The following is an 18,501-nucleotide window of genomic DNA, read 5'->3' as shown; positions in this document are numbered from 1 at the left end:
AATGAGTTCCGGGTGCTGCGGTTTTCGCATCATTCTGTCCGGCCCCGCAGCCCTCCGTGAGGGTTTTCTTCAGTGGCGGCGGCGGGCGCTCCTGGCGGTCAAAGGCCTAGCCAAGCTGGATTGCCCGTTCAATGGTGCGGGCGAATTGCAGCAGTCGGGCGTCGGAGCCTTTGGGGCCGGTGATGTGCAGCCCCGCGGGCATTCCGTCAGAGGACGTTCCGAAGGGAATGGAAACGGAGGGCAGCTCCAGCGGCGGGGTGAGGGTGACAGTGCGCCAGTCTTCGGTGATTTCCCCGTCCCGCAGGTCCGCGGAGAATGGCAGGCCGGTGGCTGTTGGCCACAGGGCAAAGTCATAGCGCTCGAAAAAGGCTGCAGTGTGCTGCCAGACCCGGGTGCGGGTGTGCTGATAGGCGACCAGCTCTGCCAGGCTGCGGCCCTCTGCCTGCGCACAGGCGGTGCGGAAGCTTTCGCCTGCCAGTCCCATATCCGGCGACAGCGCAGCGCGGATCTGCAGCGCGCATTGACCGCGGATTATGTCGCCATGGTCCAGCAGCGGCGCCAGGTCCGGCGCATCTTCTGCCACTTGCCAGCCCAATTCGCGGCACAGCGGCTCTGCCCGGGCGGCCGCGGCCTGCACGGATGGGTCCACGCGGGCTCCGAAGGGGGCCAGCGACAGGGCAACCCGGCCCGTGCAGCGGGCAGGGGCGTTTTCCAGCTTTGCCAGCTGCGGCAGATCCTGCCAGTAGCCCAGCGGCTGGCTGGCAGCATTGCCTTGCATCGCCTCCAGCAGCAGCAGCAGGTCAGGCACGGTGCGTGCCATGGGGCCAGGCACCGATAGCCCGTCAAAAGGCGCGGGGTTCGGTTCATAGGGAATCAGCCCGGAGGTCGGACGCATCCCGGTAATGCCGCACCAGGCCGCCGGTGTGCGGGTGCTGCCGCCGAGGTCGGAGCCATCGGCCAGTGCCACCATGCGGGCCGCCAGTGCCGCGGCTGCACCGCCGGAACTGCCTGCCACCGTCTTGTCCGGGTTCAGCGGGTTGCGGGTGGTGCCGGCCACCAGGTTGGAGGTCTGGCCGGAAAAGGTGAATTCGGGCGTGTTGCTCTTGCCAATGATCACCGCGCCCGACGCCCGCAGCCGGGCAACGTGCAGGGCGTCATAGTCCGGCACATGCCGGGCAAAGCTCCTGGAGCCCCAGGTCGTGCGCAGGCCTTTGGTTTCGAAACAGTCCTTGATGGCGATGGGCAGCCCGTGCAGGGGGCCTGCAAACCGCCCCGCAGCGGCCAGCGCATCCAGTTCCGCCGCGCGTGCCTCAGCGGCCTCCCAGTCCAGCGTGACAAAGGCGTTGACAGCGGGTTCCAGCGCTTCGGTCCGTGTCCGGTGGGCGTGCAGAACTTCGGCAGCGCTCAGACTGCGGGAGCGGATCTGCCGGGCCAATTCCACAGCACTCAGAGATAGAATATCGGTCATGCGAAGTGGCTCCCGGAAGCAATTGGCACAGGTTCTGGGCACCAAGTTAGAAAGCCTTCCGGGCAGTCTCCTTCCTGAAACCGGCCTCAAAACCGCCTGTCAGCGACTTGCGCCATGGTGCCGGTTTCAGTTTCCTGCGGCCATCAGCGCCAGATTGCGGTACCCCGCCAGATGCAGGTCCGATGCTGCGCCCCAGGCGCGCAACCCGGTTCGGCAGCACAGCACGATACGCCCTGTGCGCGGCAGGCCGGCGGCCAGCAATTGCGCGCGCGCAATCCTGCGGGCCTGCGGCAGCGGCAGCTGCGGCGCCTCAGCCGCATCACGCAGCTCGATCACGGTGTCCGCGGGTGTGACCTGCCGGGGCGCGATGAAGGGCAAAGCCTGTTCCGGTTCTTCCGCGCCGTCAAAGCGGAAGCTGCTGAGCTGCAGGTCTTCCAGCCGGAAGATGAACAGCTGTCCCTTGGGGGATGGCTGATGGTCCAGCAGCGCCTTCAGGGCCAGCTGCGCCTGCAGTGCGCCGATCATGCCCACGGCCGGTCCCATGACGCCAGCGGTTGCACAGGTCGCCGCCCGTGCCGGCAGATCCGGGAAAACGGCCCGCAGCGAGGGCGCGCCGCCGCAGAAGCCTCCGGCATAACCTGACTGGCCCAGGGCAGAGGCAGAGATCAGCGTCTTGCCTTGCCGCAGGCATTCGTCCGACAGGATATAGGAAACGGCAAAGCTGTCTGCCGCATCCACAACCAGATCCGCTCCGGCCACCAGCCTTGGCGCGTTGGCGGCATCCAGCGGCTGGACCAGGGCGGTTGCATCCAGGTTCGGATTGGCAGCCAGCAGGCGCCGCCGGGCCGCTTCGGCCTTGGGCCGCCCCAGATCCTCCATGGCATAAAGCACCTGCCGGTGCAGGTTGCTCTCCTCCACCAGGTCGCCATCCATCACCGTGATCCGCCCGACACCCGCGCCGCCCAGGTATTGCAGCACCGGGCAGCCAAGCCCCCCGGCGCCAATCACCAGCACATGGGAGCGGGCCAGCACGTCCTGGCCCTGCGCGCCGACCTCCGGCAGGATCATCTGGCGGGCATAGCGGCTCATGCGTCTTCCCGGGCCCGGCAGGCCTCAGCCCATTCCCGGGTGCGGGCCTCGGGGTCGTCTGCCAGCTGGATGTCTGTCACCACCGCAGCGCTGTCTGCGCCCGCGGCGAAGACCCCCGGCAGCCGCTCCGGGGTCAGCCCGCCAATGGCAACCAGCGGGGTCTTTCCCGCCATCCGCTTCCAGCGCGCGACCCGCTCCAGCCCCTGCGGGCCCCATTTCATCTTTTTCAGAAGCGTCGGATAGACCGGTCCCAAGGCGACATAGGCCGGGTCAAACGACAATGCCCGCTCCAGCTCGCTCTCGTCATGGGTCGACAGGCCGAACCGCACGCCCCTGCGGCGCAGGGCGGCGAAATCGGCGGTATCCATATCCTCCTGCCCCAGATGCACGAAGCTGCAGTTCAGATCCAGCGCCGCCTGCCAGTAGTCATTCACCACCAGCTGCGCCCCATGCACCGCGCAGAAATCCCGCGCCCGGGCGATCTGGCGGCGGACCTCACCTTCCGGCGCGTCCTTGATACGCAGCTGCACCAGCCTGGCCCCCTGCGGCACCAGCAGCTCCAGCCGGGCCACATGGCCCACGATCAGGTAAAAACGCTCCATCATGCAAACTCCGCCAGGCCCAGAACCGGGGTCGATGGCACCGCCATGTCGCGGCGCTCCATCGGATCGGCCTCATAGCCAAGCCGCCCGGCCTCAACCGCCAGCGCCATTGCGCGGGCCATGCCCGCAGGGGCGCCTGCTTTGGCCACCGCGGTGTTCAGCAGCACCGCATCCATGCCCAGCTCCATCGCCTGGGCCGCGTCCGAAGGGCGCCCAATGCCGGCGTCCACAATCAGCGGCACCTCCGGAAAATGCGCCCGCATCGCCCGCAGCGCATCCGGGTTGCGCATCCCCTGGCCGGAGCCGATCGGCGCGCCCCAGGGCATCAGCACCTCGCAGCCCGCGTCCAAGAGCTTTTCGCCCACCACCAGATCATCGGTGGTATAGGGGAACACCTGGAACCCTTCGCTGCTCAGCACCTGCGCGGCCTCCACCAGCCCGAACACATCCGGCTGCAGCGTGTCGGAATGGCCGATCACCTCCAGCTTGATCCAAGGGGTGCCGAACAGCTCCCGCGCCATATGGGCAGTGGTCACCGCCTCCTGCACCGAATGGCAGCCCGCCGTGTTGGGCAGAATGCGGCAGCCGGCGCCGCGCAGGCTCTGCCAAAAGCCGGCGCCGGAGCCATCTGCGGTTTCCCGGCGCAGGGACACGGTGATGATCTCTGTGCCGCTGGCTTCAATGGCTTCTGCCAGAATGGCAGGGGAGGGGTATTGCGCCGTGCCCAGCAGCAGCCGCGAAGTGATCTCTGTATCGTAGAACTGCATCTCAGCCTCCCTGCATCGGCGCAAGAACTTCCAGCCGGTCGCCCTCGGCCAGCTGCACATCGCCGCGCTTGCCGCGGGCGACAAAGGCGCCGTTCAGCGCCGTGGCGACAGCGGGGCTGGTAAACCCCAGCTCCTCCAGTGCGGCGGCCAGAGTGGGTCCCGTCACCTCATGCGGTTTGGCGTTTACGATGATCTTCATCCGTGGTCTCCGGTAATAATCGGTCTGCGGCCTGCTGCGCCATCGCGGGCGCCAGCAGGAAGCCATGGCGGTACAACCCGTTGAGGTAAAGCGTGCCGTCCTGATCAGTCAGCCGTGGCAGGTTGTCGGGGAAGGCCGGGCGCAGGCCCGCGCCGGTTTCCACCACGCCGGCCTCGGCAAAGCCCGGGTGCAGGGCAAAGGCCGCGCTCAAAAGCTCGCTCAGCGAGCGCAGGCTGATGGCGCGGTCAGAGCTGTTCTCGATCATGGTGCCGCCGATCATGAAATGCCCGTCGCCGCGCGGCACGAGGTACAGCGGCATCCGCGGGTGCAGCAGGCGCAGAGTGCGGCGGATCTCCACCTCCGGGCAATGCAGGATAGCCATCTCGCCGCGCACCGGGCGCAATCCGGGCAGCGGCGCCGCCATCCCGGTGCAATCCAGCGTGACCCGGCCCGGGGCGGGGGCGCCATAGCGGATCCCGACCCCCAGTTCCTGCACCTTGGCGCTCAGGTCCCGCAGCGCCCGCCGCGGGTCCAGATGCGCTTCCTGCTCAAAGAACAGCCCTTGCGCAAACCGTCCCGCCAGCGCCGGTTCCAGCTCTCCAATCTCCACCCCGTCCACACCCCGGTGACCGGTGGTGCGGCGGGCAAAGCGGGTAAGCTCCGCCCGGTCGCGGGCAGGCGCCACCACCAGCGTGCCGCGCCTGTGGACGGTCGTGACCTTGGCCCACCAATCGAAGGCGCGGCTGCCGAGGGTGATCACCTCCTCCTCGGCGCTTTCGCGTTCGCACCAGGGCGCCAGCATGCCGCCCGCAAAGCGCGCGACGCTGCTGTCTCCGGGGGTTTCGCCCCTCTCATAGACGGTGACTGCCGCCCCGCGCTGCGCCAGTTCATAGGCGCAGGCGAGACCGGCAAGGCCCGCGCCTGCGATGGTGATCATTCCGCCGGTTCCGCAGCTTCGGCAGCAGGCACATACAGCTCGCCGCCCTCGCGGAACTTGGCGGCCATCGCCTCCATGCCCTCTTTCTGCGCTTCCGAGCGGATGTCGTGGCTGATCCGCATCGAGCAGAATTTCGGCCCGCACATGGAGCAGAAATGGGCGACCTTATGCGCCTGTTTCGGCAGGGTCTGGTCGTGGAATTCGCGCGCGGTGTCCGGGTCCAGCGACAGGTTGAACTGGTCCTCCCAGCGGAACTCGAAGCGCGCCCGGCTCAGCGCATCGTCGCGGCGCTGGGCGCCCGGCAGACCCTTGGCGAGGTCGGCAGCATGGGCGGCGATCTTGTAGGTGATCACACCGGTCTTCACGTCGTCCCGGTCGGGCAGGCCCAGGTGCTCCTTCGGCGTCACGTAACACAACATCGCGCAGCCGAACCAGCCGATCATCGCCGCACCGATACCGCTGGTGATGTGGTCATAGCCCGGCGCGATGTCAGTGGTCAGCGGCCCCAGCGTGTAGAACGGCGCCTCGTGGCAGCACTCCAGCTGCTTGTCCATGTTCTCCTTGATCTTGTGCATGGCGACATGGCCCGGCCCTTCGATCATCACCTGGCAGTCCTTGGCCCAGGCAGTCTTGGTCAGTTCACCGAGGGTTTCCAGCTCGGCAAACTGCGCCTCGTCATTGGCGTCCGCGATGGAGCCGGGGCGCAGCCCGTCGCCAAGCGAGAAGGAGACGTCATACTGGCGGCAGATGTCGCAGATTTCCTCGAAATGCTCGTAGAGGAAGCTCTCCTTGTGGTGATGCAGGCACCACTTGGCCATGATTGAGCCGCCGCGCGAGACAATCCCCGTCACCCGGTTCACCGTCATCGGCACCATGTGCAGCCGTACACCCGCATGGATGGTGAAATAATCGACGCCCTGTTCCGCCTGCTCAATCAGCGTGTCGCGGAACACTTCCCAGGTCAGGTCCTCGGCGATGCCGTTCACCTTCTCCAGCGCCTGGTAGATTGGCACGGTGCCGATCGGCACCGGCGAATTGCGCACGATCCATTCCCGGGTGTTGTGAATGTTGCGGCCCGTGGACAGATCCATCACCGTGTCGGCGCCCCAGCGGATCGCCCAGACCAGTTTGTCCACCTCTTCCTCCATCGAGGAGGTGACGGCAGAGGTGCCCATATTGGCGTTGATCTTCACCTTGAAATTGCGGCCGATGATCATCGGCTCGATTTCCGGGTGGTTGATGTTGGCGGGAATGATGGCGCGGCCCGCGGCAATTTCCTGGCGCACGAATTCCGGCGTCACGTAGTCCGGGATGTTGGCGCCAAAGTCATTGCCGTCGCGGTTTGCATGGCAGGGCGACAGCTCGCGCAGCTGGTTTTCGCGGATCGCGACGTATTCCATCTCCGGCGTGATGATGCCTGCCCGTGCATAGGCCAGCTGGGTCGGCGCCTTGCCGTCCTTGCCGCGCAACGGCGCAGGTTTCACCGGGAACTCCGGCACCAGCCGGTCGCCCTCGACAAAGCCGTTGTCCTCGGGCTTCACATCGCGGCCCTGGTAGCTCTCAACGTCGCCGCGGGCGAGGGTCCACTGGCGGCGCAGCTGTGGCAGACCCTCACGGATGTCAGTCAGCACATCGGGGTCGGTATAGGGGCCGGAGCTGTCATAGACCGGCAGCGGCGCCTCGCCCGCGGTGGGGTGGGTGGCGATCTCGCGCATCGGCACGCGGATGTCCTCATGGACCTCGCCGCTGACGTAGATCTTGCGCGATGCGGGCAATGCGCCGGTGGTGATCTTGGGGTTGGGGACGTTCATCTGGTGTTCCTACGGGCCTTCGGTTCAAAAACACCAATTGAGCCGGGACGGAGGAAAACGGGCAGGGGGGTGTACAGCCGGTGTACGGCCGGTGCACGCATGCTGCCTGTCCGAAACACGGGTTGGGGCCGGGGCGCCGCGCCATGCTTCTTGCTTCCTACGCCAGTATCAACTGGGTCAGGTTCAAAGGGTCGCGCCGCCGGTCCGGGATGCCCCGCACCATGACGCCTCTCAGTCCCTTGGGCGGGACTCCCCTGCGAGGCTTTAGGGGTAGGGGAGGCGCGGGCCTTCCGTCAACTGAAAATTTTGTAGATTATTTTTCTTATTTAATATCAGTGATCTACGGGCGATATTGGTGCCGAATTGAGGCAAATCGCTGCAGCGCGGCTTTGGCGCTTGATCGGCGGCATTGAAATTATCTATAAAACGCCGCAACGCCATCCGCGCATGGCCGTCAGGTATACGAGAACAGGAGACAGCATGCTGGACGCTGCACCCATCCGCACCGACTGGACCCGCGAGGAAGCGGAAGCGATTTACAACAAGCCTTTCATGGACTTGCTGTTCCAGGCGCACAGCGTGCACCGGCAGTATTTCGACCCCAACCAGGTGCAGAAATCCAAGCTCCTCAGCATCAAAACCGGCGGCTGCGCCGAGGATTGCGCCTATTGCTCCCAGTCGGCGAGGAACGGCGCCCAGCTGCAGGCGTCCAAGCTGATCGAAGTGCAGCGGGTGATCGCCGAGGCCAAGAAAGCCAAGGAAGGCGGCGCGACCCGCTACTGCATGGGCGCCGCCTGGCGCTCGCCCAAGGACCGCGACATGGCCGCGCTGGAGGCGATGGTGCAGGGGGTAAAGGATCTTGGCATGGAAACCTGCATGACCCTTGGCATGTTGGACGAAGAGCAGGTGTTCCGCCTGCGGGATGCCGGTCTCGATTACTACAACCACAACATCGACACCTCCGAGCGCTACTACTCTGAGATCATCACCACCCGCACCTTTGCCGACCGTATCGACACCCTGAACCGGGTGCGCGAGGCAGGCATCAAGGTGTGCTCGGGCGGCATCGTCGGCATGGGCGAGCAGCAGCTGGACCGCATCGACATGATGCTGGCACTGGCAACGCTGGAGGAGCATCCGGATTCGGTGCCGGTGAACATGCTGATCCCGATTGCCGACACGCCGCTGGCCGATGTCGAAAAACTGGATCCGATCGAATTCGTCCGCTCCGTGGCGCTGGCCCGCATCCTGATGCCGAAATCGCATGTGCGCCTGTCCGCAGGCCGCACCGACATGTCGGACGAGATGCAAGCAATGTGCTTCTTTGCCGGTGCCAACTCGATCTTTGTGGGCGACACGCTGCTGACCGCGGACAACCCGGAAGAGGACAAGGACCAGCAGCTCTTCGACCGTCTGGGCATCACCGCGATGGCGGCAGGCTGCGACGGCAGCCGCTGATGGCAAGCGCCTTTCCGAGGCATGAGAAATCGCTGGAAGCGCTGCGCTCGCGCGGGCGCTACCGGCAGCTGATGCCGCGGGACGGTTATGACTTTGCCTCCAATGACTATCTCGGGCTGGCAGGCAGCGATGTGCTGCGTGCCGCCGCTGCCGATGCGCTGGCCCGCGGGGTGCCGGTTGGGGCAGGCGGCTCGCGCCTCTTGCGCGGCAATGACGCGGAACACCAGCTGCTGGAGACGGAGGCTGCGGAGTTCTTCGGCACTGAGGCGGCACTGTTCATGGGCGGCGGCTTCAACGCTAATCAGGCGATCTTCTCCACCCTGCCGCAGCAGGGCGACCTGGTGCTGTATGACGCGCTGATCCATGCCAGCACCCATGACGGGATGCGGCTGGGCCGGGCTGAGACGCGCAGTTTTGCCCATGGCGATGCGGAAGACGCTGCGCGGGTGCTGAAGGACTGGCGCTCGTCAGGCGGCGCAGGCCAGGTCTGGATCGCGGTTGAGGCGGTCTATTCGATGGATGGAGACCTCGCCCCGCTGGAGACGCTTATTGCGCTGGCGGATGTCACCGGTGCTGTTCTGGTGGTGGACGAGGCCCATTCGACGGGTGTGTTCGGCGATCTGGGTCGCGGACTGGCGCAAGGCATCGCCCACCGCCCCAACGTCCTTTCCTTACACACCTGCGGCAAGGCGCTGGGCGCCTCGGGCGCGCTGATCTGCGGTCAGCGGGTGCTGATCGAGACGCTGATCAACAAGGCCCGCGGGTTTATCTTTGCCACTGCCCCGTCGCCGCTGAACGCGGCACTGGTGCGGGCGGCCTTGCAGGAACTTCAGCAGAACCCGGGCCGTCGGGAACAGGCTTGGCAGGGGATCACCCATGCCCAAGGCGAGGCCAAGCGCCTTTGCGGGCTGGAGGGGGTTCAAAGCCAGATCCTGCCGGTGGTGATTGGCGACGACAAACGCACCATGGCGCTGGCCGCTGCGATGCAGGCCCGCGGCTATGACATCCGCGGCATCCGCCCGCCGACGGTGCCCCGCGGCACTTCGCGGCTGCGGTTGTCGATCACTTTGAATACGGCGGCAGGGGTCATCACCCGGATGTTTGAAGACCTCGCCCGGGAAATGGAGAGTGCAGCATGAGCGCGCTGATTGTCACCGGAACCGACACCGGCATTGGCAAGACCATCTTTTCCGCCGGCCTGGTGCAGGCGCTGGGCGCAGCTTATTGGAAGCCGGTGCAATCGGGCCTGGAAGAGGAGACCGACAGCCAGACAGTGGCCCGCCTGTCGGGCCGTCGGGCATTGCCGGAGGGCTACCTACTGCAGCTGCCCGCCTCGCCGCATCTGTCGGCGGAGGCCGAGGGTTTGGAGATCGACCCGGATGCGCTGTCTTTGCCTAAAGTCGATGGCGTGCTGGTGGCCGAGGGGGCAGGCGGGCTGATGGTGCCTCTGAACCGTGAGATGCTGTATCTCGACCTCGTCGCCCGCTGGCGAGCGCCGGTGATCCTGTGTGCGCGGACGCAGCTGGGGACGATCAACCACACGCTGCTGTCGCTGAAAGCGCTTCGGGATGCGGGCTGCACCGTTGTGGGCGTTGCTTTCATCGGCGACGCGGAACCGGCGGTGGAGGAAACCATCTGCCAGTTCGGCCAAGTGGCGCATCTGGGGCGGCTGCCGGTGCTAGTGGAGCTGACCTCCGACGCGCTGGCGGTGGCCTTTCAGGCCAGCATCCGGGTGGACCTGATCGAGGAGGCGCTGGCCAAAGGAGAGACGGCATGAGCGCGGCAGACTTCAGCCAGCTGGAATTCGACCAGCAGCACCTTTGGCACCCCTATACCAACGTCGCCAAACCGGGGCCCACATTTGTGGTGAAGGAAAGCGAGGGGGTTTATATTACGCTCGACGACGGCACCCGTCTGATCGACGCCATGTCGTCCTGGTGGTGCATGATGCACGGCCACAAAAACCCGGTGATCACCAAGGCAATCCACGAACAGCTCGACACCCTGCCGCATGTGATGTTCGGCGGGCTGACCCATGACCCGGCCATCGACCTTGGCCGCAAGCTTCTGGAAATCACGCCCGAAAGCCTCACCCGTATCTTCTACTGCGACAGCGGCTCGGTTTCGGTCGAAGTGGCGATGAAGATGGCTGTGCAGTACCAGCACGCCATTGGCCAGCCGGCGCGCAAGGAGTTTGCCACCATCCGCTCCGGCTACCACGGCGATACTTGGAAGGCGATGAGCGTCTGCGACCCGGACACCGGCATGCACCACCTGTTCCAGGGCGCGCTGAGCGTGCAGCATTTTGTCTCCCGCCCGCCGGTCCGAATCCACGAGGACTGGGTGGACGACCCGGCGCAGAACGGATTGGGTGAGCTGCGCGCAGTGCTGGAAGCCAACGCCGAGAGGATCGCCGCCTTCATATTAGAACCCGTCGTTCAGGGCACTGGTGGCATGTATTTCTATCATCCGGAATATCTGAACCAGGCCCGTGCCCTGTGCGACGAGCTGGGCATCCTGCTGATCTTCGACGAGATCGCCACCGGTTTCGGCCGCACTGGGGAGCTGTTCGCCACCAATTTCTGCACCGTCGAGCCGGACATCATCTGCCTCGGCAAGGGGCTGACCGGCGGCCATATCTCATTTGCCTGCACCATGACCAATGACCGGGTGGCGAAAGGCATCGGCGGCGGCAATCCCGGCCTGTTCATGCATGGGCCGACCTACATGGGCAATCCGTTGGCCTGCGCGGCCGCCAAGGCCTCGCTGGACCTGCTCACGGGTCAGGACTGGCGCGGCACGGTGGCGGCAATCGGCGAACAGATGCAGGCCGAACTGGCCCCGGCCCGCGATCTGCCCAATGTGGCGGACGTGCGGGTGCTGGGCGCCATCGGGGTTATCGAAATGAAGCACCGGGTCTCGGCGGACGAGGCCCACGCGCGCGCCCATGAAATGGGCGTCTTCCTGCGCCCCTTCGGGACCAATATCTACACCATGCCGCCCTTCATCACGACGCAGGATCAGCTGAGCGAAATCACCGCAGGCATGCTGCGGCTGGCGCGGGAGCTGTAACCGTGGAGTTCCGCTGGCTCAAACAGAACCAGGCAGCCGAGGTCATCGTGGTTTTCGGCGGCTGGGCCGTGGGGCCGGAAGTGTTCTGGCACTTGGATGGCCCGCAAGACATCTTGTTTGCCAGTGATTACACCAATCTGGACGCCGGCTTGCCGGATCTTTCCGGCTATGAGCGGCTCAGCCTGCTGGCCTGGTCCTTTGGTGTGGCGGCTTATGCCCATTGGCAGCAGGGGCGTCCTGATCCGTTCCACCGCAAGGCCGCGGTGAACGGCAGCCTGCAGCCGGTGCACCGGGCCGCGGGCATCCCTCCTGCCGTCTTCCGCAAGACAGTCGAGCGCCTGAGCCTGCAAACCTACCAGGACTTCCTGACACGGGTGTTCGGCGCGCCGCAGCCCGCCGAGCCGCTGGATGTGGACGCGCGCCGCGCAGAACTGCTGGCAGTGGAGCAGCGCGGCGATGCTCCTCGTATGCGGTTCGACCGGATCTGGATCAGCTCCGGCGACAGGATTTTCCCGCCAGCCAATCTGGCCCGGGCCTGGGCCGGGCAGGATATCTCCAGGATCGACGCCGCCCACGCCCCCTTTGACAGGTTTTCAGAATGGGAGGCGCTGTTCTGATGAAAGATCTTGTGTCCCATGGGCTGGACCAGCCCCGCGTCCTGCACAGCTTCCGCCGCGGGCTGCAAAGTTACCACGGCGCGGCCTCGGTGCAGGCGGAAACTGCCGCCCGGCTTGCGGCCATGCTTCAGGCTCAAGGCGCGCCGCGGCGTTTCGGCATGGCGCTGGAGTTCGGCTGCGGAACCGGGCACCTGACCCGGCAGATGCTGCGGCGGTTCGAGGTGGAAAACCTGATCCTCAATGATCTGGTGCCGGAGGCGGCGCTGACGCTGAAGGGGCTGAAAGGTCGCGGGGCAGCGCAGGCCCGGTTCGCGGCAGGCCCTATCGAGAGCATAGAGCTGCCGCGGCGGCTGGAACTGATCGCCTCGGCCTCTGCCGTGCAATGGATACCGGACCTGCCGGTCTTGCTTGCGCGGCTGGCACGGCATCTGAAACCCGGCGGCTGGCTGGCGCTGTCGGGCTTTGGCCGCAACCAGTTCCGTGAACTGGCGGCGCTGGGGTCCGCCGCGGCAGCGCCAAGCTGCCTGGATGCCGGGGAATGGGCCGCCCTGCTGCCGGAAGGGATGGAGCTTTTGGCGGTAGAGCAGCGCCCGGCCGTGCTGTCATTTGGCAGTGCGCTGGACCTGCTGCGGCATTTGCGCCAGACCGGGGTCAACGGCCATGCCCGGCAAAATTGGAGCCGCCGCCGCCTGCGGGAGTTCGAAGCAGCCTACCAGGCCCGTTTCGGTTGCAATGGCGCCTTGCCGCTGACCTATGACCCTGTGCTGCTGGTCGCGCGCAGGACCCGGTAGCCGCATTGCGGCGGTTTCCGTGCGCAATGCGCGCTTAGGGCAAGTTTTAGGTTTTTTCCAGCGCGCCGGCGGAGGTGATCCGCTGCCGCGTTAATCTTTGTCAACGTCCCCCTGATATGCCGGAACCAGAGCTGCGCCCTTAGGGGGCGGCATGTGGGAATACTGGCAGAACGGGAGTTACGCCATGACATTCAAAGCGTTTGCGTCAGCGCTGGGGGCGCTGGCGGTTTCGGGGGCTGTTCATGCAGCTGACATGGGCGACGTTGGAACGCCGATCCGGCTGTCCCTGAACAATTGGACCGGCCAGCACTTGTCGACCTATATCGCCGGCGGCATGCTGGAGGAGGCGGGCTATACCGTCGAATACGTAGAGGCCGACCAGGGCGCCATGTATGAAGAAATCGCCTCAGGCGATGTTCATGCGATGGTTGAGATCTGGACCACCAGCAACCCGGCCAGCTATTTTGCAGCCCGAGACGAGGGCCGGATCGAGGAACTGGGCGATCTGGGCCTGGATGCCCGCAACGGGGTGGTTTTCCCGCCTTATGTGGCGCAGATGTGCCCGGGCCTTCCCAACTGGGAAGCACTGCGCAGCTGCGCGGCCATCTTCTCTAAGGATGGCAAGGGCAAGCGCGGCATTTACCTGGCTTACCCGGAATCCTGGGGCTCGCCCGGCGCCGACCGGATCCGGGCCCTGGACCTGCCGTTTGACGTGGTTGCGGCAGAGTCCGAGGCCGCGATGATTGAGGCGTTTCAGGAGGCCTACCGCGAAAGACGCCCGGTGATTTCCACCTTCTGGGCGCCGCATTGGGCAATGTCGTCCTATGCGTTGCAATTCGTGCGCCTGCCTAAGCCGGAGCCAGCCTGCTACACCGATCCGTCCTGGGGGCCGAACCCCAAGGCCACCGGCGATTGCGATTTCTACCGCGGCGGCGTGGTCAAGGCGAGCTGGAACGGGTTCAAAGAGCGCTGGCCTGCTGCCTATGAAATCCTCAAGAACTATGAGCTGAGCATTTGGGACCAGCAGCCGCTGATCGGCCTGGTGGATGTCCGCGGCGAAACCCCGCGGGGTGCCGCCCGCGGCTGGCTGGCGGTCAACCGCGCCAAGTGGATGCCGGTTGTCGAGGAGGCCACCGGCAAGGGCCGGTCCTGAAGCCGCGTAATCCGCTCATGCAGAAAGAACAGCGCGCCTGCTATGCAGGGGCGCTGTTTCTGTTTCGGCGCATCTGCCTTGCTGCTCGACCCGCCGCTGGTATAAGCCCGGAGGGCGGGATGTTGATTCCGGAACTTGTCTGTTTGCACAAAAACTTAAACCGTCAATCAGATTTTTTTGCCTTTTGTGCCGCATTTGCTCGACAAGAGGTCGCAATATGTTCCAATACTTGCATTATCCCCGGCCACACTTGGGTCATGGGCATCTGCTGACAAAGGTAAAGAGCGGCCGTAAGGCCAGGCAGCTGCCATGAGCCGCCGGGTTCCAAAAGACGCGCTAGGCCGGAAAACGGGCCGCGCAACAACAATGACAGGGAGTAGAAGGATGAACTTCAAGGGATATGCGCTGGCGCTGGGCGCCGCAACGATGACGGTTGCAGCGGGCATCGCCTCTGCGGCGGAGCTGGGCGACACCGGCAAGCCGATTAAGCTGGCGGTGAACGAATGGACCGGCCAGCATGTGACCACTCATATTGCAGGCGAAATGCTCAAGGCCGCTGGCTATGACGTGGAATATGTGTCCGCGGGCATGATGAACCAGTTCCAGGCCATCGCCGATGGCGACATCCACGCGACGCTGGAAATCTGGTCCTCCAATGTCTCGGATGAATACGCCAAGAAGGTGGAAGAGGGCACTGTTGTCGAACTGGGCGACCTGGAGCTGAACGCGCGTGAAGGTATTGCCTACCCGGCCCATGTGGCCGAAATCTGCCCCGGCCTGCCGGCCTGGGAGGCGCTGAAGGATTGCGCGATGCAATTCGCCACCGCTGAAACCCTGCCGAATGGCCGCCTGGTCGACTACCCGGCCGACTGGGGCACGCCCGGTGCCGACCGTATGACGGGACTTGAGCTGCCGTTCAAGGCCGTGCCTGCGGGTTCTGAGGCAGCTTTGATCGTCGAGCTGCGCGCCGCGACGGAGCGTAAGACGCCGCTGTTGATCACTTTCTGGCAGCCGCATTGGGCGATGTCCGCCTATGACGTGCAGTTTGTCGACCTGCCGGCAGGCGAGGACGCCTGTTTCAGCGATCCGGCCTGGGGGCCGAACCCCAATGCGGTGAACGACTGCGACTTCTCGCCCTCGCGCATCTTCAAGGCTGCTTGGTCCGGCACCGAGGAAACCTGGCCTGCAGCCTTTGAGATCCTGTCGAACTACACCCTGGCCGTTGAGGACCAGCAGCCGATGATGGGCGCGGTCGACGTGGACGGCGGCAAGGTCGAAGAGGTGGTTGCCGAATGGATGGCCGCCAACGAGGACAAGTGGCGCCCGGTTGTCGACGCCGCCATCAACTGAGCACAGCCCAGTGAGCGGCTCTGAAACGCCCGCCATCACCTGCCGGAATGTCTGGCAGGTGTTTGGCAACAACGCAGACAGCGCCCTGAAAGAGGCGCTGTCGCAGCACGAAACACCTGAAGCAGCAGCACAGGACTTGCGCGGCAAGGGGCTGATCCCGGCGGTGCAGGACGCCTCCTTTGACGTGAAGGAAGGGGAGCTGTTTGTGATCATGGGGCTGTCCGGTTCCGGCAAGTCGACCCTGATCCGCTGCATTTCGCACCTGCTGCACGCCACCGGCGGCGAAATCCGTATCGACGGCGAGAATATCGTCGAAGCCAGCCCCAAGCGGCTGATCGAACTGCGACGCAAGAAGCTGGGCATGGTGTTCCAGCACTTCGGCCTGTTCCCGCATATGACCGTGGCCGAGAATGTCGCCTATCCGCTGCGGGTGCAGGGGGTGAAAAAGAAGCAGCGCCTTGCCAAGGCACAGGAAGTGATCGAATTGGTTGGCCTCGGAGGCCGCGAAACCAACTACCCACGCGAACTCTCAGGCGGCCAGCGCCAGCGCGTCGGCATTGCCCGCTCGCTAGTGGCCGATTGCTCGGTCTGGTTCCTGGATGAGCCGTTCTCGGCCCTGGACCCGCTGATCCGGCGGCAGCTGCAGGATGAGTTCCTGGAAATTCAGGCCAAGCTGAGGACCACCATCGTTTTCATCACCCATGACATCAACGAGGCGCTGAAGCTCGCCGACCGCATCGCCATCATGCGCGATGGCAAGGTGGTGCAGATCGGCACCCCCGCCGACATCGTGCTGCGCCCGGTGGATGACTATGTGCGCGAGTTCTCCAAGGACGTGGCCAAGGGCCAGCACGCCCGCGTCGCCTCGGTGATGCAGACAGGTGAGCAACATGTCTATGGCGCCGACGATCCCGGCCTTCGGCAGGATATGACGCTGGATGCCGCCCTTGCCCGCTGCATGGAGCTGTATGAGCCGGTGCCCGTCCGCACGGATGACGGCAAACTGGTCGGCGTGGTAAACCCTGCAGACCTCGCTGCCGCGCTGCAGGTGGAGCAGGGGTGATGGCGGGTCTGTCGAAAGGATCCGTTGCGGCGCTGATCGCAGCGGCGGTGGGTGCTCTGTGCCTTCTGCTGGAAAGCAGCCTGCCGTGGCTGGTGAAATTCCCCGCCGCCTGGGTGCTGCCTGCCACTGACTGGGTCGGGGCCTTCATGGAATGGTTCCTGGCGCTGATCAAACCCGCCGCGCGCAGTTTCTCGGCGCTGATGTTCTATCCGATGGAGGCGGCGAACTTTGTGCTGAGCCATACCCCCTGGCCGCTGGTCATCTGCGCCACCACGGCGCTGGCCTGGTCCCTGGGCGGGGTGCGGATGGCGCTGATGGCCGTGGTGGGCCTCGGCTTTGTGCTGGCATCGGGCTACTGGCCCGAAAGCATGAACACGCTGGCGCTGGTCGCCGTCTCGGTGCCGCTGGCGCTGATCATAGGCGGCAGCATCGGCATCCTTGCCAATGAGTACCCCAAGATCCGCCAGCCGGTGCAGGCGGTGCTCGACATCATGCAGACGGTGCCGACCTTTGCCTATCTCACACCCTTGCTGGTGCTGTTCGGCTTTGGTCCTGTGGTGGGCCTCATCGCCTCCGCCATCTACGCGGCCCCGCCGATGGCGCGCAACGTGCTGTTGGGCCTGGAACGCGTGGAACCTGAAATCAAGGAAGCCGCCATTATGGCCGGCGGCACCCGCCTGCAGCAGCTGTTCCAATGCGAGATCCCCTCGGCCGGACAGCAGATCATGGTGGGGGTTAACCAGTGCCTGATGGCCGCACTCTCGATGGTGATCATCGCCGCGGTAATCGGCGGTTTTGACGACATTGGCTGGGAAGTGCTGCTGACCATGCGCAAGGCGCAGTTCGGCCAGAGTCTGCTGGCGGGTCTTGTGATCGTGATCTTCGCAATTCTGATCGACCGGATGAGCGGCACCCTGACCCAGGACCGGCGCGACAAGCACAACCCGCGCGTTGCCTGGGGCATCCTGGCGCTGGGTGCGCTGGTCAGCGCAGCCTTCTGGGGCAGCGTTCAGCAGCCCGGCGCCTACGGCCTGTTCAACCCGGTGGCGGACAGCGTGGACCGGGGGCTTTCATCCTTCACCAGCGCCAACGCGGAGTTTCTGACTGCGCTCAAGAACAACGTTTTGTTCTACGTGCTGCTGCCGATGCGGATCGGTCTGGATCAGGCGGTGCTGCCCTTTACCTGGGGGTTTGCCTGGACCCCGGCGATGAGTGCGGCGCTGTTTGCGGCGGGCGCCGTTGCCGGCGTGGTCTTTGCATTGCGCGGAAAGATGGCGCTGGGCGTGATGCTGCTGATTGCGGCAGGGATGCTGGAAACCGGCATTTCGCAGCTGCCCTGGCCCTTTGTTCTGGTGGGTGCGGGCGCGCTGGCCTGGGTCGCAGGCGGCCGCGGGCTGGCGATCCTTACCGTGGTGCTGCTAGGCACCATCCTGCTGTCCGGCCTGTGGGAGCGGGCGCTCTTGTCGCTCTACCTCTCTGGCGCGGCAGTCTTTGCCTGCGCGGTCGTGGGTGGGGCCATCGGTCTGGCCTCGGCGGTGTCGCCTGGCGTCTGGCAGGTGGTGCGCCCGGTCTGCGACATGCTGCAGACCATTCCGCTGTTCGTGTTCCTGATTCCGGTGCTGATGGTGTTCCAGATCGGCGAGTTCTCCGCCTTTTTGGCGATCATCGCCTATGCCATCGTGCCGATGATCCGCTACACCCGGCACGGGCTGGTTTCAACGCCAGAGGAAATGATCGAGGCCGCGACTGCCTCCGGCGCCACCACATGGCAGATGCTCAAAGACATCCGCGCGCCCTATGCGGCGCCGTCTATCCTCTTGGGGCTCAATCAGACCATTCTCTATGCCTTTGCGATGCTGGTCATTGCGGCGCTGATCGGCACTACCGGCCTTGGCCAGTCGATCTATCTGGCGCTGGGGCAGGCGGATGTGGGGCTAGGCATCTCTGCAGGGGCTGCGATGGCGATCCTCGCGCTGATTGCCGACCGCATGGTGCAGGGCTTTGCCGAGGAGCGGCGCAAGGCGCTGGGGCTGTAACCGCCTCCAAAATCATCTAAAGGGCGCCCAAGGGGCGCCCTTTTTTGATCTGGGGCAACGTTTTGCACCGCCCGCCCGCCTATAGCTG

The 18,501-nt window shown here is 65.1% G+C and carries 17 protein-coding genes and 1 riboswitch; of the genes, 10 read left to right on the top strand and 7 right to left on the bottom strand.

All coding sequences use genetic code 11. The features are described from left to right. Positions 1–106: 106 nt before the first annotated feature. From ACXAEK_RS19045 to thiC, 7 genes are all read right to left on the bottom strand, one after another. Complete coding sequence (locus tag ACXAEK_RS19045; protein ID WP_475044309.1) at positions 107–1,468, bottom strand: amidase; 1,362 nt, start codon at positions 1,466–1,468, stop codon at positions 107–109. 126 nt (positions 1,469–1,594) lie between these two features. Further along, positions 1,595–2,557 (bottom strand): ThiF family adenylyltransferase, encoded by a 963-nt coding sequence (locus ACXAEK_RS19040; protein ID WP_475044307.1) that lies wholly within the window; start codon positions 2,555–2,557, stop codon positions 1,595–1,597. Next, complete coding sequence (locus ACXAEK_RS19035) at positions 2,554–3,159, bottom strand: thiamine phosphate synthase (RefSeq protein WP_475045314.1); 606 nt, start codon at positions 3,157–3,159, stop codon at positions 2,554–2,556. The genes ACXAEK_RS19040 and ACXAEK_RS19035 overlap by 4 nt, the downstream gene beginning before the upstream one ends. Further along, positions 3,159–3,926: a thiazole synthase gene (locus ACXAEK_RS19030; RefSeq protein WP_475044305.1), complete on the bottom strand. Its 768-nt coding sequence runs from the start codon at positions 3,924–3,926 to the stop codon at positions 3,159–3,161. Before ACXAEK_RS19030 ends, ACXAEK_RS19035 begins: the two co-directional genes overlap by 1 nt. A 1-nt stretch (position 3,927) precedes the next feature. Beyond that, a complete protein-coding gene (thiS, locus tag ACXAEK_RS19025; protein WP_475044303.1) occupies positions 3,928–4,125 on the bottom strand; it encodes a sulfur carrier protein ThiS in 198 nt (65 codons plus the stop codon). Next, positions 4,094–5,062 (bottom strand): FAD-dependent oxidoreductase, encoded by a 969-nt coding sequence (locus ACXAEK_RS19020; protein WP_475044301.1) that lies wholly within the window; start codon positions 5,060–5,062, stop codon positions 4,094–4,096. Before ACXAEK_RS19020 ends, thiS begins: the two co-directional genes overlap by 32 nt. Then, positions 5,059–6,873 carry a phosphomethylpyrimidine synthase ThiC gene (thiC, locus tag ACXAEK_RS19015; protein WP_475044300.1) on the bottom strand — a complete coding sequence of 605 codons (1,815 nt, stop codon included), beginning with the start codon at positions 6,871–6,873 and terminating at the stop codon, positions 5,059–5,061. Before thiC ends, ACXAEK_RS19020 begins: the two co-directional genes overlap by 4 nt. A 137-nt stretch (positions 6,874–7,010) precedes the next feature. After that, positions 7,011–7,139, bottom strand: a riboswitch (TPP riboswitch). A 214-nt stretch (positions 7,140–7,353) separates the two neighbouring features. On the opposite strand from thiC, the gene bioB reads away from it, so the two are divergent. From bioB to ACXAEK_RS18965, 10 genes are all read left to right on the top strand, one after another. After that, on the top strand, positions 7,354–8,331 hold the full coding sequence (bioB, locus tag ACXAEK_RS19010) for a biotin synthase BioB (RefSeq protein WP_475044298.1): 978 nt from the start codon (positions 7,354–7,356) through the stop codon (positions 8,329–8,331). After that, on the top strand, positions 8,331–9,470 hold the full coding sequence (locus ACXAEK_RS19005; protein WP_475044296.1) for an 8-amino-7-oxononanoate synthase: 1,140 nt from the start codon (positions 8,331–8,333) through the stop codon (positions 9,468–9,470). The genes bioB and ACXAEK_RS19005 overlap by 1 nt, the downstream gene beginning before the upstream one ends. Further along, the gene (bioD, locus tag ACXAEK_RS19000) at positions 9,467–10,108 is read left to right on the top strand and encodes a dethiobiotin synthase (protein ID WP_475044295.1); all 642 of its coding nucleotides are present in this window, start codon (positions 9,467–9,469) and stop codon (positions 10,106–10,108) included. Before ACXAEK_RS19005 ends, bioD begins: the two co-directional genes overlap by 4 nt. Further along, on the top strand, positions 10,105–11,403 hold the full coding sequence (bioA, locus tag ACXAEK_RS18995; protein WP_475044294.1) for an adenosylmethionine--8-amino-7-oxononanoate transaminase: 1,299 nt from the start codon (positions 10,105–10,107) through the stop codon (positions 11,401–11,403). Before bioD ends, bioA begins: the two co-directional genes overlap by 4 nt. A 2-nt stretch (positions 11,404–11,405) precedes the next feature. Continuing rightward, entirely contained in the window at positions 11,406–12,020 is a 615-nt protein-coding gene (locus ACXAEK_RS18990) for a pimeloyl-ACP methyl esterase BioG family protein (protein WP_475044292.1), read from the top strand. After that, positions 12,020–12,811 carry a methyltransferase domain-containing protein gene (locus ACXAEK_RS18985; RefSeq protein WP_475044290.1) on the top strand — a complete coding sequence of 264 codons (792 nt, stop codon included), beginning with the start codon at positions 12,020–12,022 and terminating at the stop codon, positions 12,809–12,811. Before ACXAEK_RS18990 ends, ACXAEK_RS18985 begins: the two co-directional genes overlap by 1 nt. Before the next feature lie 184 nt (positions 12,812–12,995). Then, on the top strand, positions 12,996–13,964 hold the full coding sequence (locus ACXAEK_RS18980; protein ID WP_475044289.1) for an ABC transporter substrate-binding protein: 969 nt from the start codon (positions 12,996–12,998) through the stop codon (positions 13,962–13,964). Between the two features lie 384 nt (positions 13,965–14,348). Then, positions 14,349–15,314, top strand: a complete 966-nt coding sequence (locus ACXAEK_RS18975) for an ABC transporter substrate-binding protein (RefSeq protein WP_475044288.1) — start codon at positions 14,349–14,351, stop codon at positions 15,312–15,314. A gap of 10 nt (positions 15,315–15,324) precedes the next feature. After that, positions 15,325–16,377 carry a quaternary amine ABC transporter ATP-binding protein gene (locus ACXAEK_RS18970; protein ID WP_475044286.1) on the top strand — a complete coding sequence of 351 codons (1,053 nt, stop codon included), beginning with the start codon at positions 15,325–15,327 and terminating at the stop codon, positions 16,375–16,377. Next, a complete protein-coding gene (locus tag ACXAEK_RS18965) occupies positions 16,377–18,413 on the top strand; it encodes an ABC transporter permease (RefSeq protein WP_475044285.1) in 2,037 nt (678 codons plus the stop codon). The genes ACXAEK_RS18970 and ACXAEK_RS18965 overlap by 1 nt, the downstream gene beginning before the upstream one ends. Positions 18,414–18,501: the final 88 nt, after the last annotated feature.

Source organism: Leisingera sp. ABM4_101, from assembly GCF_056158725.1.
The sequence above is the reverse complement of the archived record's forward strand: the minus strand, read 5'-3'. Positions and strand labels throughout refer to the sequence as shown.

Coding starts and splice junctions, on each gene's coding strand:
- ACXAEK_RS19035 (WP_475045314.1), bottom strand. CDS start 3,159: ATGGAGCGTTTTTACCTGATCGTGGGCCATGTGGCCCGGCTGGAGCTG.
- bioB (WP_475044298.1), top strand. CDS start 7,354: ATGCTGGACGCTGCACCCATCCGCACCGACTGGACCCGCGAGGAAGCG.
- thiC (WP_475044300.1), bottom strand. CDS start 6,873: ATGAACGTCCCCAACCCCAAGATCACCACCGGCGCATTGCCCGCATCG.
- bioD (WP_475044295.1), top strand. CDS start 9,467: ATGAGCGCGCTGATTGTCACCGGAACCGACACCGGCATTGGCAAGACC.
- ACXAEK_RS19005 (WP_475044296.1), top strand. CDS start 8,331: ATGGCAAGCGCCTTTCCGAGGCATGAGAAATCGCTGGAAGCGCTGCGC.
- ACXAEK_RS18985 (WP_475044290.1), top strand. CDS start 12,020: ATGAAAGATCTTGTGTCCCATGGGCTGGACCAGCCCCGCGTCCTGCAC.
- ACXAEK_RS18980 (WP_475044289.1), top strand. CDS start 12,996: ATGACATTCAAAGCGTTTGCGTCAGCGCTGGGGGCGCTGGCGGTTTCG.
- ACXAEK_RS19045 (WP_475044309.1), bottom strand. CDS start 1,468: ATGACCGATATTCTATCTCTGAGTGCTGTGGAATTGGCCCGGCAGATC.
- ACXAEK_RS19040 (WP_475044307.1), bottom strand. CDS start 2,557: ATGAGCCGCTATGCCCGCCAGATGATCCTGCCGGAGGTCGGCGCGCAG.
- ACXAEK_RS18975 (WP_475044288.1), top strand. CDS start 14,349: ATGAACTTCAAGGGATATGCGCTGGCGCTGGGCGCCGCAACGATGACG.
- ACXAEK_RS19020 (WP_475044301.1), bottom strand. CDS start 5,062: ATGATCACCATCGCAGGCGCGGGCCTTGCCGGTCTCGCCTGCGCCTAT.
- bioA (WP_475044294.1), top strand. CDS start 10,105: ATGAGCGCGGCAGACTTCAGCCAGCTGGAATTCGACCAGCAGCACCTT.
- ACXAEK_RS19030 (WP_475044305.1), bottom strand. CDS start 3,926: ATGCAGTTCTACGATACAGAGATCACTTCGCGGCTGCTGCTGGGCACG.
- thiS (WP_475044303.1), bottom strand. CDS start 4,125: ATGAAGATCATCGTAAACGCCAAACCGCATGAGGTGACGGGACCCACT.
- ACXAEK_RS18965 (WP_475044285.1), top strand. CDS start 16,377: ATGGCGGGTCTGTCGAAAGGATCCGTTGCGGCGCTGATCGCAGCGGCG.